Annotated in this window: 17 protein-coding genes; 14 read left to right on the plus strand and 3 right to left on the minus strand. The window is 59.8% G+C overall.

The genetic code is table 11. From position 1 onward, the window contains the following. The first annotated feature begins 163 nt into the window (after window positions 1-163). From D7S89_RS18685 to D7S89_RS18705, 5 genes are all read left to right on the plus strand, one after another. Entirely contained in the window at window positions 164-694 is a 531-nt protein-coding gene (locus D7S89_RS18685) for a GbsR/MarR family transcriptional regulator (RefSeq protein WP_121279730.1), read from the plus strand. A gap of 86 nt (window positions 695-780) precedes the next feature. Beyond that, window positions 781-1,155 carry a hypothetical protein gene (locus D7S89_RS18690; protein ID WP_121279732.1) on the plus strand — a complete coding sequence of 125 codons (375 nt, stop codon included), beginning with the start codon at window positions 781-783 and terminating at the stop codon, window positions 1,153-1,155. Beyond that, window positions 1,152-2,405, plus strand: a complete 1,254-nt coding sequence (locus D7S89_RS18695) for an SDR family oxidoreductase (protein ID WP_121279734.1) — start codon at window positions 1,152-1,154, stop codon at window positions 2,403-2,405. Before D7S89_RS18690 ends, D7S89_RS18695 begins: the two co-directional genes overlap by 4 nt. Continuing rightward, the gene (locus D7S89_RS18700) at window positions 2,402-2,872 is read left to right on the plus strand and encodes a DUF2269 family protein (protein ID WP_121279736.1); all 471 of its coding nucleotides are present in this window, start codon (window positions 2,402-2,404) and stop codon (window positions 2,870-2,872) included. Before D7S89_RS18695 ends, D7S89_RS18700 begins: the two co-directional genes overlap by 4 nt. A 63-nt stretch (window positions 2,873-2,935) precedes the next feature. After that, window positions 2,936-3,376 carry an HIT family protein gene (locus D7S89_RS18705; protein ID WP_121279738.1) on the plus strand — a complete coding sequence of 147 codons (441 nt, stop codon included), beginning with the start codon at window positions 2,936-2,938 and terminating at the stop codon, window positions 3,374-3,376. Window positions 3,377-3,474: 98 nt separating this feature from the next. On the opposite strand, the gene D7S89_RS18710 is transcribed toward D7S89_RS18705, so the two are convergent. Continuing rightward, the gene (locus D7S89_RS18710; RefSeq protein WP_121279740.1) at window positions 3,475-4,272 is read right to left on the minus strand and encodes a PhzF family phenazine biosynthesis protein; all 798 of its coding nucleotides are present in this window, start codon (window positions 4,270-4,272) and stop codon (window positions 3,475-3,477) included. Between the two features lie 228 nt (window positions 4,273-4,500). On the opposite strand from D7S89_RS18710, the gene D7S89_RS18715 reads away from it, so the two are divergent. The 5 genes from D7S89_RS18715 (at window position 4,501) to D7S89_RS18735 (ending at window position 9,497) form a co-directional block, all read left to right on the plus strand. After that, window positions 4,501-5,799 carry a serine hydrolase domain-containing protein gene (locus D7S89_RS18715; protein ID WP_147426708.1) on the plus strand — a complete coding sequence of 433 codons (1,299 nt, stop codon included), beginning with the start codon at window positions 4,501-4,503 and terminating at the stop codon, window positions 5,797-5,799. An 80-nt stretch (window positions 5,800-5,879) separates the two neighbouring features. Further along, complete coding sequence (locus D7S89_RS18720; RefSeq protein WP_121279744.1) at window positions 5,880-6,494, plus strand: pyridoxamine 5'-phosphate oxidase family protein; 615 nt, start codon at window positions 5,880-5,882, stop codon at window positions 6,492-6,494. 363 nt (window positions 6,495-6,857) lie between these two features. Further along, window positions 6,858-7,973: a chitosanase gene (locus tag D7S89_RS18725; RefSeq protein WP_245983056.1), complete on the plus strand. Its 1,116-nt coding sequence runs from the start codon at window positions 6,858-6,860 to the stop codon at window positions 7,971-7,973. Window positions 7,974-8,267: 294 nt separating this feature from the next. After that, window positions 8,268-8,858, plus strand: coding sequence for a BPSL1445 family SYLF domain-containing lipoprotein (locus D7S89_RS18730; protein ID WP_121279746.1), 591 nt, complete (start codon window positions 8,268-8,270; stop codon window positions 8,856-8,858). Window positions 8,859-8,882: 24 nt separating this feature from the next. After that, entirely contained in the window at window positions 8,883-9,497 is a 615-nt protein-coding gene (locus D7S89_RS18735) for a DNA-3-methyladenine glycosylase I (protein WP_121279748.1), read from the plus strand. Window positions 9,498-9,528: 31 nt separating this feature from the next. Here the strand turns inward: D7S89_RS18735 and D7S89_RS18740 are convergent, their stop codons facing one another. Then, the gene (locus D7S89_RS18740; protein ID WP_121279750.1) at window positions 9,529-10,422 is read right to left on the minus strand and encodes a LysR family transcriptional regulator; all 894 of its coding nucleotides are present in this window, start codon (window positions 10,420-10,422) and stop codon (window positions 9,529-9,531) included. A gap of 90 nt (window positions 10,423-10,512) precedes the next feature. On the opposite strand from D7S89_RS18740, the gene D7S89_RS18745 reads away from it, so the two are divergent. Continuing rightward, the gene (locus D7S89_RS18745) at window positions 10,513-11,289 is read left to right on the plus strand and encodes an NAD(P)H-dependent oxidoreductase (protein WP_121279752.1); all 777 of its coding nucleotides are present in this window, start codon (window positions 10,513-10,515) and stop codon (window positions 11,287-11,289) included. 17 nt (window positions 11,290-11,306) lie between these two features. Here D7S89_RS18745 and D7S89_RS18750 read toward each other — a convergent pair whose 3' ends face one another. Further along, window positions 11,307-12,011, minus strand: coding sequence for a FadR/GntR family transcriptional regulator (locus tag D7S89_RS18750; protein WP_121279754.1), 705 nt, complete (start codon window positions 12,009-12,011; stop codon window positions 11,307-11,309). Window positions 12,012-12,222: 211 nt separating this feature from the next. On the opposite strand from D7S89_RS18750, the gene D7S89_RS18755 reads away from it, so the two are divergent. The 3 genes from D7S89_RS18755 to D7S89_RS18765 are packed head-to-tail and all read left to right on the plus strand — an operon-like array spanning window position 12,223 to window position 15,145. Then, window positions 12,223-13,548 carry a C4-dicarboxylate transporter DctA gene (locus tag D7S89_RS18755; RefSeq protein WP_121279910.1) on the plus strand — a complete coding sequence of 442 codons (1,326 nt, stop codon included), beginning with the start codon at window positions 12,223-12,225 and terminating at the stop codon, window positions 13,546-13,548. A gap of 60 nt (window positions 13,549-13,608) precedes the next feature. Then, the gene (gene alc, locus D7S89_RS18760) at window positions 13,609-14,625 is read left to right on the plus strand and encodes an allantoicase (RefSeq protein ID WP_121279756.1); all 1,017 of its coding nucleotides are present in this window, start codon (window positions 13,609-13,611) and stop codon (window positions 14,623-14,625) included. A gap of 10 nt (window positions 14,626-14,635) precedes the next feature. Beyond that, window positions 14,636-15,145 (plus strand): ureidoglycolate lyase, encoded by a 510-nt coding sequence (locus tag D7S89_RS18765; protein WP_245983057.1) that lies wholly within the window; start codon window positions 14,636-14,638, stop codon window positions 15,143-15,145. The last annotated feature ends 2 nt before the right edge of the window (window positions 15,146-15,147 follow it).

The raw sequence follows: 15,147 nt of genomic DNA on the forward strand, positions 1-15,147 counted from the left end.
TTTTACGTTGCGCAGCGCGTCTTGGAGCCATTCATCAACCGTCCGGTGCGATGGCTGCCGCGCCGGACATGAAGTGCCCCGGCGGCGCGCCTGTTCATCAAGGTGTCACGCTTCAGTTATTTCTGTCTTGACAGAAATAACTGAATTTCATAGAGTTCGTCCCATGGAACTTACACCGATCGCTGAGCGATTCATTCTTCATTGGGGCGAAATGGGTTCGCGCTGGGGCGTCAATCGCACCGTGGCCCAGATTCATGCCCTGCTCTATCTGCTCGGCCGCCCCGTCGCCGCTGACGAGATCGCCGACACGCTGGGTGTCGCGCGCTCGAATGTCAGCACGAGCCTGAAAGAACTCCAGGCATGGCGACTCGCGAAAGTGGTTCATGTCAGGGGTGACCGACGGGATCACTTCGAGACGTCGACGGACGTTTGGGAACTGTTCAAACTCATTGTGGAAGGACGACGCCAACGCGAAATCGATCCGACGCTCACGATGCTGCGGGACAGCCTGATGAATCCCGACATGGCCAGCGAGAGTCGTGAGACCGAACAGCGTATTCGCGACACCTTGCAATTTATCGAGACGTTGACGACCTGGTCTGATGAGATGCTGCGCCTCAAGCCCGACACGCTCATGAAGACGCTTGGCCTTGGCGCGAAGATCAGCCGGGTAGTCAGGCGCAAATCGCCCTAAGTCGGCAGGTGCGGACTTGATGGTCCGCTTTTTTTAACCCATATATTTCTGTCTATACAGAAATTACAGTAACTCAAGGATACGAGATGAGCATTGCTTTGCTGCTTGCATTCCGGTTTGCCAGCCCCGCTTTGGTAGGGCTGGTCGTGACGCGCTACCTGCGAGAAGTCACGATGCGGTTGTTGACCGACATATGCGGGACGACCGATCGCGCTGAATTCTGGGTCCGCGTTTCCGCCGTGCTGATGGTTATTGCTCCGCTTGCGCTCGTTCTCTTGGCCGCCCGGAGTCCGCTGACGTGTTTGGCGAACGACATCGTCTGTCAGGAACTCGTGCTGCGCCAAACACTCGTCAGCACCTTGATTGGCGCCATCGTCGCGGTTGGCTCGGTAGCCGGTGTAGTTAGCCGATACATTCCTCGCGAGCCAATCTCCAGGCGTGCTCAGGAGGCTGCCGCATGAACGTTCTTGTATGCGGAGCTCATGGCTTCATCGGAAGTGCGCTATGCACGTGGCTCGAACGTAGCGGACATCGTGTCGTGAAAGGTGTGCGGTGCGCAGAGAAGGCGGACGATATTGCGATCGACTACACAACGGACGTCGATCCCGAGCAATGGCGCGCGAGGCTCAAAGGCATTGATGCCGTGGTCAACGCGGTAGGCATACTGGTTGAGCGCGGTAATCAGACCTTCGACGCTGTCCATCGGCGTGGCCCGATTGCGCTTTTTGAAGCCTGCTCCCGTGTGGGAGTGAAGCGGGTGATCCAGATATCCGCACTCGGTGCACAGGAAGGTGACACGCCCTATTTCACGAGCAAGTGTGCGGCGGACGCGTATTTGCAGACGTTGCCAGTGAGCCATCATATTGTGAGGCCTGCTCTTGTGTATGGCCCGCGCGGAGCGTCAGCTACCTTTTTCCGGATGCTCGCAAGCGTGCCGGTCCACTTTCTCCCGGCAGGTGGTCATCAACTTTTGCGGCCGATCCATATCGACGATCTGGCCGAAGTGGTTGTCCGACTGTTGGATACAGCCGAGGCCGATTACCAATCGATCGAAGTTGTAGGTGCCGAGCAAGTCGAATACCGCGAGATGCTGGCCATCTATCGGAAATCGCTGGGGCTGACGTCCCCGTTGCGTGTCAGCATTCCGGCCATTGCGATCGATGCGGGTGCCGCGCTACTCAACCGCGTACCCGGTTCGATGCTCAATCGCGATACGTGGCGAATGCTGAAGGCCGGAAATACGAGCGACGTAGCGCAGACATCGGCAGTCCTCGGTCGGCTCCCTCGCGGTATCCAAGCGTTTATGAGGGAAAACGCAGCGTCGTTGCGCCGCGAAGCACTCGAAGCCTGGCGGCCGTGCATGTTGAGGAGCGCCTTGGCAGTCGTATGGATAGGGAGCGCCTTTGTTAGCGCATTTTTCCATCCCCGTTCAGAAAGCCTTGCGCTGCTAGCGAGGGTTCATCTGCATGGAGCAGCGGCCATCGTGGCGCTTTATCTTGCTGCGACGCTGGATTTCGCTTTCGGGTTAGCCACGATCTTTCGGCCGGGTCGGCGTCTTTGGATAGCACAAGGTTTGCTGATCACCATGTACTCGACGATCGTTGCGATCTTTATTCCAGAGGTGATCTCGGACCCGTTCGGCGCGATTCTCAAGAACTTGCCGATCCTCGCCATTCTGCTCGTTCTGTTTAGCGAGGAGGCGCGCCCATGAACGTCTATCTCGCGATCAAGGCACTGCACATCATTTCCTCGGTGTTGCTTGTCGGCACGGGCTTCGGAACGGCGTTTTACCTCTATTTCGCAAACCGCACACAATCAGTTCCCGTCATTGCCGCCGTATCTCGCCTCGTGGTGCGTGCCGACTGGTGGTTCACGACACCTGCGGTATTGTTTCAACCGGCGTCCGGCCTTTGGTTAGCGCATATCGCTGGATGGCCGTTGAATAGCAAATGGATCGTTGCGTCTGCCGCTCTGTACGTGCTTGCGGGCGTGTGTTGGCTGCCGGTTGTCTGGCTGCAGATTCGGTTGGCGAAAATGGCTCAGACCGCTCAGGCGTGCGGTGCTTCGACTCTGCCCGACCAGTATTGGAGATACGCCAAGGCGTGGGAACGACTGGGCTACCCTGCGTTTTTGGCTATGGTGTCGGTCTACTTCTTGATGGTGTGTAAGCCGACCTAGGTGCCCGAGGCAGACTTTTCGACTCGATCACAATCTAGCCACTTTCCTATCTACGCAGAAAAGATGGACACGTTCGAACTATATCGCTCGAAGTTCTACAAGTTGGTCCAGGCGACTAGCTATCGTTTGCCGGGTTACCTGATCCTCGAGGCCTTATCTCCCGTCACGCAGTTTGCCGATCTCCCGGTCGATGCTGATGCCGACCTGGTGGCATGTTTTCGTGTTGCAGAACAAGTGCTTGCGGCTCTATTGAACGCTGAGCGTGTGTACTTCTTGCGCTTCGGCGAGTCGACCCAAACGATACATTTCCATGTGGTACCACGCACAGCTGAGATTGCACAACGATACTGCCATCCCTCCGCGGTCACACCCGGACTCAACGGCGCTGAAATCGTGAGTTGGATATGGTCCAACCATGAAAGCCTGAAGTATTCGGATACCGATATCAGTGAGTTTGTCCGCGCAGCGCGGCAATACCTACAGACCACTGACCTAGAAGCTTGAACGGTCGCTCCCGCCAAAGCTGAAGATCAGCAGCGTGGACGCCTGTCACCCGCGTAGCGTCCACGCGCGCAGCTTCAGGATCTGCGCGGGAGCGGGTATCAGTCGGGTAACTCGATCGTTCCCTCGAGATACTGAACGGCATAACCAGAAACGCGAACCCGCTCCGCTTCAACTTCGCAATGCAGTACACCGCTGCGTCGGGAAGCCTGCAGCGCCAACAACGTCTTCTTGCCGAGCCGCGCTGCCCATAGCGGTGCAAGCGTCGCGTGAATCGAACCCGTCACCGGGTCTTCGTCACCGCCATTGGCCGGCCAGAAGTAACGTGAAACGAAATCGTGGTGCTCGCCGCGAGCGGTGACCACCACGTCGCGCGGCGCAAGCCGTGCGATCAGCGCAAGATCGGGCACGACGGCGCGCACATCCTGCTCACTGTCATATAGCGCGATGAAGGCCTGTTGGCTGACCAAGACTTCCCTGGGTCGGATCGAAAGGCCGTGTGCTAGCTCGTCGGATATCTCGCCGACCGGTTCAGCATTGCGCAGCGGGAAATCCATCTCGATCAGACCGTTCGGCCGACGGCAGACGCCGAACGAACCAACCTCTGGTGCATGGAACTCGATCAGTTCGCGTTCAGGAAAGAGTTTGAACAACACGAATGCGCTCGCGAGCGTTGCATGTCCGCAGAAAGCGATTTCTGTGATCGGCGAAAACCAGCGAATGTCGAAACCTCCGTTCGCATTGGGCGCGAAGAAAGCCGTTTCAGACAAGTTGTTCTCGGCGGCGATGGCCTGCATCAGAGACACCGGTAGCCACGCCTCGAGTGGAACCACCGCCGCGTAATTGCCCTTGAATACATCGCTTGTGAATGCATCTATTTGATAGATTGGCAGCTTCATGGCAAGGCCTTGTCCGCGACGAGTCGTCGTTTTCAGTTGAAACGACTATCCTATCGAGCCCTGGCCGCTACGAACATACACACTTTTTTGGGAAGCGAAACGAAAGTGACAGGCGGAGGGCCGTGATACATCCATTCGAGGGCAACACCTTCGATTCACTTGCGATTACGTGGGGATTGACTGACTCACCTGAGTCGAGCGAGCATCCCGTCACGAAGGAGAATTACCTTGCATTCCTTTCGCCGCTTAGCCTGTGCGTTACCTGTCGCTGTCGCGCTCACCGTTCCATCGATGCCAGCCTTCCCGGAAGATGCAGGGGGCGCGCATCCGGTCTTTTCCGACACTGGGCCGGATGCGTTCTCATACGGAAAAACATTAGGCTACCCGGTCGGCTTGCCAGCACGGCGCCAGCCCTACATGGTTGGGAACTACTCTCACTATGACAGTTTGCATCCGTCCCATCTTGTAGCGCGCGCCAATACGGCGTCGGTACTCGAGCGAGCAACCACAGAAATACGCGCCAGTTATCGATACGACAACCGGGATCTGACGATACAGGACTATCTGGCCCGCAATCCGACAACCGGCCTGCTGATCGCGAAGGGCAATTCAATCCTCTTCGAGCACTACCAATACGGACGTAACGACGAGCAACGTTTCATGTCCGAGTCGATGGCGAAGACGTTCGTTTCGATGTTGGTCGGTATCGCTGTTGAAGAGCACAAAATACGCTCGATCGACGACGCCGTTCAGACCTATGTGCCCGAGCTCCAACACACCGAGATCGGAACGGTGTCGATCCGCGCATTGCTACACATGGCCTCTGGGATTGCGTTCGAACAAAGCTACATCCATTCCGACGACAACGCGCAGCTCCATGATTTGCTGCTTTCCCCCACCGGCCCCGGACCAATCGCTACGGTAAAGCGCTTTAATAAACGACTCGCGGAACCGGATACCGTGTTCAGCTATGCGAGCCTCGATACCGAAACGCTGGGCCTTGTTTTGACCCATGCGACCGGGATGAGTCTTTCCGAGTATTTGCAGACTCGCATCTGGCAACCGATGGGAGCCGAAGCCGATGCGCGCTGGATCATCGACGACACGGGTCAAGAAATCGCATCCTGCTGCTTCAATGCCACGTTGAGAGACTATGCGCGCTTTGGATTACTACTAGCGCATGACGGTGCCTTCAACGGTCGCCAGATCATCCCGAAGCAGTGGGTCCAGGATGCCACCCAACCTGCAAGTCCCGGTTCCTTTCTTGCGATGGGCAAAGGAGAGCACCCCGGCGGGTACGGGTATCAGGTCTGGCTGCTGCCCGGATCGCGCAGAATGTTTGCGCTAGAAGGCGTCTATGGGCAACGCATCTTCGTCGATCCTGAGTCCGGGCTCGTGCTGGTGCACACTGCCGTCCGCACGAAGGCTATCGGTTCACCGGGGGAAGCAGAACTTCGCGCGCTTTGGCGAGTCTTGGTTAAGCAGTACGGTAGCGACTCCGCTGCGAATGGCTTGCCGATTAGCTAGATGAAGCACGTGGTGAGCAGGTCGATAGTCCGTGCGGCTTTCATGACGAAGCCATATAACTTCACAAAGGAGCGTTCTGTATGACATACGCAATCAGAAGCGTCGCGCAACTGGAGGAAATATACGGAAAGCCAAGCGATCGATCGCTGGGGAAGGAGATCGATTTCCTGAACGAAGACTATCAAGCCTTTGTGAAGGCTTCGCCTCTAGTCGTGCTGGCGTCGGTGGGCGCCGGTGGCACCGATTGCTCTCCTCGAGGCGATCTCGCCGGCTTCGTTGAAATTATCGATGAGCGAACCGTGGCCATCCCTGATCGTCCCGGCAACAACAGGCTCGATAACTTACGGAACATCGTTTCGGACCCTCGAGTATCGCTGTTGTTTTTGGTTCCAGGCGTGGATGAAACTCTTCGTGTCAATGGGCGCGCTGAAATCACAGTCGACCCTAAACTTCTCGCCCCATTCGAGATGACAGGCAAACTACCGCGCACGGTCATCGTCGTCAGGATCGATGCGGTGTACTTTCACTGCTCGAAGGCACTTGTCCGCTCCAGCCTTTGGGATCCGGCAAAACACATCGAACGCAGCAGCCTGCCTAGCCCCGGTGCCATGCTCAAACGTCTGGTGGGCAATGCATTTGATGCGGTGACATACGACCGCGAATTGCCAGAGCGCGTTAACGCAAGTTTGTATTGACCGGGCTGACCAAGACTTCGCCGGGCCGGATGAAGAGTGACCGGCGAGAACCAGCAGACGTTGAAATCCTCACTTCGCATTGAGCGCGAGAAAGACCGTTTCGGACAGGTCTTTCTCGATAGCGGTCGTCCGCATCAGGGCCACCCGCAGCCACACCTCAAGCGAAGCGCATGATTCGTAAGTCACTGCCTTTTATCGTCCATTTCTTCGCGAAGCCCTCGCCCGCTTTTCGCGCAGCCGATACGCTGCTCGAAATCATGACTCACGCTGGTCGATTCGCTATCGCATGCATTTCAGATACGCGAATCAATGCTGCTCAACCGCTGCTTTGCATATTCACCTTAAATCACTTTGGAGAATGCCATGTTGAGATTCATGCGGGTAAAGAAGTTGAAGTTCTCATTGATGTGCGCGACGACCTACGCTTTGCTGTGCGCATCAGGCAATGTTTCGGCTCACATCACGAAAGCGAATGCGGATGCCCGCCCAAGCGGCTCCGCTATCGAAATCTGCAACTCGCCTTGGTCGGCCACTCATATCTACACGAACGGCAACGTCGTGAGCGTCGATGGCAGAAACTACACCGCCGCCTACTGGACCCAGGGCAACGCCCCATCGACGAGCAGCGGCGAAGCCAACAGCGGTCAGCCATGGATTTCCGGTGCGGCTTGCAAGCCTGCCTCCCTCACCGCGCAGACGCGGGACCACGATAGCAACTTCTCCCCCGCTACGTTGAAGTTCCTGACAAGCCATACCGGGCTCGACGGCGAACAGTGGGACAACATCATGAAGCTGATCAATAAACCCGAGCAGGACTCGCTCGATTGGACCAAGTACTACGGCTACTGCGAAAACATTCACGACGATCGCGGCTATACGATCGGCATCTTCGGTGCGACCACCGGCGGCCCCAACGACGACGGTCCCGACGGGCCAGCGCTGTTCAAGGAATACGATGCGGTCAGCGGCGCGAGCAATCCGTCCGTCGAGGGCGGACTGTCGCGCATTGGCGTGCATGGCCGCATGTCCGGCTCCATCCTGAAGATCAGCGACAGCGCGAAAGTATTCTGCGGAAAGATCAACGGGTTGCAGAGCGATGCCTCGTGGCGCGAAGCCATGTGGCGCACCTTCTACGACGTCTATATCTCGTACAGCGTCCAGCAGGCGCAGCAAAGGGGCTTCGATAGCGCGTTGACCATCGGCTCGTTCGTCGACACGGCCCTGAACCAGGGCGCCACCGGCGACTCAGGCTCGCTCGAGGGACTGCTCTCGCGCTCCGGCGACAGCTCGGATGAAAAAACCTTTATGACCACCTTCTACGCACAACGCACCAAGATCGTCGACACACACGACTACAACCAGCCGCCCAATGGCAAGCATCGCGTGAAGGAATGGAGCACGTTGATGAACGAAGGCATCACCGATCTGAAGAATTGCGACGCCGAAATCGTCAAGGTCACCGACTGGACCATGCATTAAGGCGTTATCCGCTCTCTCCTCTGCGCTCGCCGGTCCATCCCGGCGAGTGCCCTCTACACGTGCAATCCGGCGTCGCAGCACACGAAAAAGCGAAAAATTTCGCAATCCCAACTTCCTGAGCGCGTGTGTATTTGCCACATACGTCGAGATCGACTTCCGGACATCCGCGTCGCGCATCAGGAACTCACACCCCACTCATACTGTCTGCTGCATAACAGCGCGTACCCACCACGCAACAGCACGCGCTGCCCGTATCCGCTTCGTACGCCGAAGCCTTGCCTTACAGGAGAATGCATGCAACGCCGCCAATTCATCGCAATGACCAGTGCTGTGCTCGCATCCGGCGGCTTATCGCTTGCCGGCTGCACGACCACACCGCCTGCGTCGAGCTCGACACCCGAGGGCAGTGCTGGGCGGCGCCAGTCGCTCGATGCAGATGTCAATGCCACGCTCACGCGTCTATTCTCGACCGTGAAGGGCTCGCGCGAAATGGTAGACGGCGCGCGCGGCGTGCTGGTCTTCCCGTCCGTGATCGAGGCTGGCTTCTGGTTCGGTGCCCAATATGGACAGGGTGCGCTGCGCGTCGGCGGACAAACGAACGGCTACTACAGCGTGACGGCCGCTTCGTTCGGTCTGCAGATCGGCGCGCAGTCGAAGGCCGTCGTCATGCTGTTCATGACGCAGCCCGCCCTCGATGACTTCATACAGAGCCAGGGCTGGGCCGCCGGGGTCAACGCAACCGTCGCCGTGCTGCGCATCGGTGCAAATGGCAACGTCGATACGTCGACGGCCACGAGCCCCGTCGAGGCATTCGTGCTGACCAACGCAGGGCTGATGGCAGGCGTGTCGCTGGAAGGGACGAAGATTTCGCGCCTCGTGTTGTAATCTGCAAGCTACCCAGGAAAGGACATGAGCACGACGATCGTAGGCCCCGATGGAAAACTGCGCTGTAGCTGGTGTACGGCGGCACCCGACTATCTCCGCTACCATGACGTCGAATGGGGCTTTCCGGTCAGTGACGATCATCGCCTGTTCGAAAAGCTGTGCCTCGAGGGTTTTCAATCGGGGCTCAGCTGGCGCACGATTCTCACCAAGCGTGAGAACTTTCGCGTGGCCTTTCACGATTTCGACTTCGACCGGATCGCGCGCTTTACCGAGCGCGATGTCGAGCGTCTGCTGCAGGATGCCGGCATCGTTCGCCACCGAGGGAAAATCGAAGCCGTGATCAACAACGCGTTGCGCGCGCAGGAACTGGTCAAGCAGGAAGGCTCGTTAGCCGCCTTCCTCTGGCGCTACGAGCCGGTCAACAGACCCGCTGCTACGCCCCCGCATGAGGTAGCGACACCGGAAGTGTCGATCGCGTTGTCGAAGGACCTCAAGAAGCTCGGATGGAAGTTCGTCGGACCGACCACGGTCTACGCGTTCATGCAGGCGATGGGCCTCGTCAACGACCATATGCATGACTGCGTGATTCGCGCCAAAGTCGAACGCGCGCGCAAAGCCTTCAAGCGACCGGGACAGTAACGGACGTCCCACCACCTGTGAGCCGCTCAGCTCACACCGCCCCAGCGATATGGTCACGCAACCATCGATGTGCCGGATCGCGATGCACGCGCTCGTGCCAGAGCATCGACATCTCGTAGCCTGGCACTTCGACTGGCGGCTCCACGACCCGCAACGCGCCGACGTTGTGCGCCAAGCGCGAAGGCAGCATCGCCACGAGGTCCGTGCTCGCGACCGCCGACATGACAAACAGAAAATGCGGCACGGACAGTACAACGTTGCGCGTGAGTCCTGCTCGTGCGAGCACATCGTCCGTCACACCGTAAAATCCGCCGCCGTCGGGCGAGACGATCACGTGGTCGAGACTGCAGAACTGCGCGAGCGTAGGCCGTCTCTTCAAGCGAGGATGCCCGGCTCGGCCGACGAGTATGTAGCGCTCCGTAAAGAGCGCACGCCGGCGCAGCCCTGGCGGCGCTCCCTCGGTCGTGTGAAACGCCAGATCGATCTCGCCCTGTTCGGCCTGCTTCTCGATGCGTGACGGAATGATCCCCAGCACGGCCAGCCTGGTACCCGGAGCGACGGCGCGCAGACCGCTCAACGCGGGCAGCACGATCGTCGATTCGCTGTAGTCGGATGCCGCCACGCGCCAAGCGTGCGTAGCCTTGGCCGGATCGAACGGGCTCACCGGCGCGACGGCCTGCGCCAACCCTTCCAGCGCGTGCCGCAACGGTTCGCGCAGCGCTTCGGCGCGCGCCGTCGGACGCATGCCGCGCGGCCCGGGCAACAGCAATGGATCGCCGAGGACATCCCGAAGCTTGGCCAGTTGCACGCTTACCGTAGGTTGAGAAAGATGCAAGCGCTCCGCGGCCCGCGTCACGTTGTGTTCTGCGAGCAACGCATCGAGCGTCACGAGGAGGTTGAGATCGAGCCGCCTCAAATTATCCATTGCAATACCTGGAATATCAGAAATTCATTTCTAATATACCTGACAAGGGCCTAGCCTATTCTCGTCTCTCAAACCAATCGGGCCCCTCCCATGAACATTCTTCTCGTCTACGCGCACCCGGAACCCAAGTCGTTGAACGGTGCACTCAAGGACTTCGCTGTCCAACGCTTGAAAGACGCAGGACACACCGTCCAGGTATCGGACTTGTACGCCATGAACTGGAAGGCGGCGCTCGACCCCAGCGACAGCACGGATCGCCACGCCGATGCGCGCTTCAATCCGTCGCTCGAATCGAAGCATGCGTTCGAGCGCGGCACACAGAGCCCGGACATCGCGCGCGAGCAGGACAAGCTGCGATGGGCCGATGCGGTCATCCTTCAGTTTCCTTTGTGGTGGTTCTCGATGCCCGCGATCCTCAAGGGCTGGGTGGAGCGGGTCTACGCCTATGGATTCGCCTACGGCGTGGGCGAGCATTCAGATAGGCATTGGGGCGACCGCTATGGGGAAGGCTCGATGGCCGGCAAGCGAGCCATGCTGGTCGTGACGACCGGTGGATGGGAGTCGCATTACAGCCCGCGCGGCATCAACGGGCCGATCAACGATATTCTGTTCCCGATCCAGCACGGCATGCTGTACTACCCTGGCTTCGAGGTATTGCCGCCGTTCGTGGTCCACCGCACGGGCCGCATGGACGAGGCCCGCTTCTCGAGCACTTGCGAAGCACTCGGCCAACGCCTGGACGATCTCTGGAACACGGCGCCGATCCCGTTCCGCCGGCAGAATACCGGCGACTATACGATTCCCGAACTGACGTTACGCGACGAGATCGCCCCCGGCCGGTACGGATATGCGGCGCATGTGGAGTAGCAGCCGAGGTGTGCCGCCTAACGCTTCTCACCCCGCGGCGGCGTCGGAAAATACACCCCGGCCCGCTGCGCGGCAGCCGTGATATGCGCTTCGATGCTGCGCCCCGCCGCCTCGCAGTCGCGCGCCTTCAACGCATCGAGAATCGCGCGATGCTCCTGATAGGTCAGTTGCAACAGGTCGCGGCGATAGAACGGCAAGCGCTGGCTCTCCTTCATGATCTCGCTGCTGCTGCGCAGAATCGCCTCGATCGCGCCATTACCGGCCACGCCGATGATGCGCATGTGAAAGGCAAAATCGAGTTGCGACGCCGTATCGAGGTCGCCTTCGGCCAACGCTTGTCGTAGCGCCGCCATGTTCTCTTCGAGCGCATCGATCACGTCGTCGGTCATCGCCAGCGCCGCCATACGCGCTGCAAAACCCTCGAGCGCGTAGCGCACCTGGTAGGTATCGGGCAACGACGATTGCTCGGCAAACCGCCACGCCTGCCCGTTGACGGCCTGCGCGCTCTGTACGTATACGCCCTTGCCAGCGCGAATCGTCAGCATGCCGAGCGCTTCGAGCGTCGATAACGCCTCGCGCAGCGCCGCGCGGCTGATATCAAGCTCCTCCGACAGTTGCCGCTGAGCCGGCAGCGCACTGCCCACCGGATAGTCGCCCCGTTCGATGCGCTCACGGATCGTCTCGGTAGCCGCTTCCGTCACCGTCTGCGTGTTGCTTCTCATCGTCGGTCACCCATCCACTGGTCGGACCAAAATTGTAGCGCCGCCCTGCCCGGTCACGCTGACGCCTACCCGCCTGCTCCCTGAAAGTAAAGGTAAACCACTACCCAAACCTTTCTTGACGATGTCATATCGGCTTTCTAATCTTTGTCATAAGTCTCGTGGTCTTACCAGTTAGACCAGACGATTACCGCCAACGCCATTGGAGGAAGCCGTGTTCAGATTCATGAATTCGCTGTTCGGCCGTGTGATGGTTGCGCTTGTGGCCGGGATCCTGATCGGTGCGCTATTCCCGCACTTTGGTCAGTCGCTGCGGCCGCTCGGGGACGGCTTTCTCAAGCTGATCAAGATGGTGATCGCGCCGATCGTCTTCTGTGTCGTCGTCAGCGGCATGGCCAGCGCCGGCAACCTCAAGAAAGTCGGGCGCGTGGGCGGCAAGGCCGTGATGTACTTCGAGGTGATGACCTCGATCGCGCTGTTGATCGGCGCCGTGCTCGCCGCCGTCCTGAAGCCCGGTGCCGGCATGAACGTCGACGTTCATACGCTCGATGCCACGGCGTTGGCGACCTACTCCGAGCACGCCAAGAGCCTGAAGGATGTGGCCGGCTTCCTGCTCAAGATCATCCCCGACACGGCTTTCGACGCCTTCGTGAAAGGCGACATCCTGCAAGTGCTCGTCTTCGCGGTCCTGTTCGGCTCGGCCCTATCGTTGCTCGGTGACAAGGCCAGGCGCGTGAACTCGCTGATCGACGAGCTCGCACAGGTGTTCTTCCGCGTGATGGGCTTCATCATCAAGCTCGCACCGCTCGGCGTGCTCGGCGCCATTGCCTTCACGACGGGTACCTATGGCGTGGCTTCGCTCAAGCAACTGAGCCTGCTCGTGCTGATCTTCTATGTGAGCTGCGCGCTGTTCGTGGTCGTCGTGCTCGGCGTCGTCATGCGCCTTGCCGGCTTCAACCTCTTCAAGCTCGTCCGCTATCTGCGCGAGGAACTCGTGATCGTGCTCGGCACGGCGTCGTCCGATGCCGTGCTGCCGCAGATCATGCGCAAGCTCGAATGGATGGGCATCAAGGATTCGACGGTCGGTCTCGTGATCCCGACGGGCTACTCGTTCAACCTCGACGGCTTCTCGATCTACCTCACGCTCGCCGTGCTGTTCATCGCGCAAGCCACCAACACGCCGCTGTCGCTGCACGATCTCGTCGTGGTGCTGCTCGTCTCGCTCGTGACGTCCAAGGGCGCCCACGGCATCCCGGGCTCGGCGATCGTGATTCTGGCCGCGACGCTGTCGGCCATCCCCGCGATTCCGGTACTCGGGCTCGTGCTGATCCTTCCGGTCGACTGGTTCGTCGGCATCGCACGTGCGATCACGAACCTGATCGGTAACTGCGTCGCGACGGTGGTCATCGCCGCCTGGGAGCGAGACATCGATTACGCGCGTGCGCGTCGTGTGCTGAACCAGGATCCCGAGCTGCGCTACGTGCCCGAAGTCGCCGTACCGCATATCGACGTGCCGGCTCACGGTGCGCCCGCTGTTTGACGTCGAGGCGGCCGGCGCCGCCTCATCACGAGCAACCCTTCGCATTCCGAATCATCGATCATGGCCATCCCGACTCTCGATCCCAATGCCCCCGCCTTCACCCGTCGTTGCCTGAACCTCGCCGATGCGCGTCTCGGTGCAAAGGCCGTTGCCGCCAGTGACGAGTTTTTCGCTCCGAAGGAGCGCATGCTCGAGCCGCAGCCGGCCGTCTTCATCCCTGGCAAATACGACGACCACGGCAAGTGGATGGACGGCTGGGAAACTCGCCGCAAGCGCACGACGGGCCAGGACTGGTGCATCGTGAAGCTGGCCCGCCGCGGCACGATCGAAGGCGTCGACATCGACACGAGCCACTTCACGGGCAACTACCCGCCGGCCGCGTCGATCGAAGCATGCAACGCCGATGGCGAACTGCCGCCCGACGATGCGCAGTGGCAAATGCTCGTGCCGCCCACCGCGTTGCAGGGGAATCAGCATCACTACATCGCCGTCGACGATCGGCGTGCGTTTTCGCATATCCGCATCACGTTGTTTCCTGACGGCGGCGTGGCACGGTTGCGCGTCTACGGCAGGCCTTCGCTCGACGCGTCGAATACGGCGACGGCCAGCAACCAGCTCGTCGACTTCGCCGCGGCGATCAACGGCGCCTATGTCGTCGCTGCGAACAACCAGCACTTCGGCCTCGCATCGAACCTGCTGATGCCAGGCCGCGGTGCGAACATGGGCGACGGCTGGGAAACACGCCGTCGCCGCGAGCCCGGCAACGATTGGTCGATCATCGCACTCGCGCAACCCGGCGTCATCCGCAAGGTTGAAGTCGATACGGCGTTCTTCAAAGGCAACTATCCCGATCGCTGCTCGTTACAAGCGGCGCGCGTCGTCGGCGGCACGGACGAATCGCTGATCACGCAATCGATGTTCTGGCCCGTGCTGCTGCCCGAGCTGCCGCTACGGATGGATAACCAGCACTTCTATGACAAGGAGCTCGCCTCGCTCGGCGTCGTCACACACGTACGATTCAACATCTACCCCGACGGCGGCGTCTCGCGCTTGCGTCTGTGGGGCGAACCCGCGTAACGAGGCAATCGTGAGCAACGTCCTCCAGGTTCGACCACTCACTCGCGATGCGTTCGCGCCGTTCGGCGACGTCATCACGCTCGACGGCGCACGCCACTTCCCGATCAATGGCGGCACGACCGAGCGCTTCCACGATCTGGCCAGGATCGACGTGGACGCTGAAGGCGGACGCCCGCTCGTCAACGTGTTCCGCGGCCAGCCACGCGCGTTGCCGTTCGACGTGTCGATGATGGAACGCCACCCGCTCGGCAGCCAGGCGTTCATTCCGCTTGGCGACGTTCGCTATCTGGTCGTCGTCGCGCCCGCGGGGCCGTTCGACGAACGGCGCATGCAAGCATTCAGCGTGCAAGGATTCGTCGGCGTCAACTATGCGCGTGGCGTTTGGCATCACCCGTTGATCTCGCTCGATCGCACGAGCGACTTCATCGTCATCGATCGCGGCGGCAGCCAGCCCAATTGTGACGAGATCGAGCTGGCTACGCCTTATCGACTGGCGTTCGACGAAGTGGTGACGACCTGACT

Origin of the sequence: Trinickia fusca, assembly GCF_003628145.1 — a bacterium.
GTDB lineage: Bacteria > Pseudomonadota > Gammaproteobacteria > Burkholderiales > Burkholderiaceae > Trinickia > Trinickia fusca.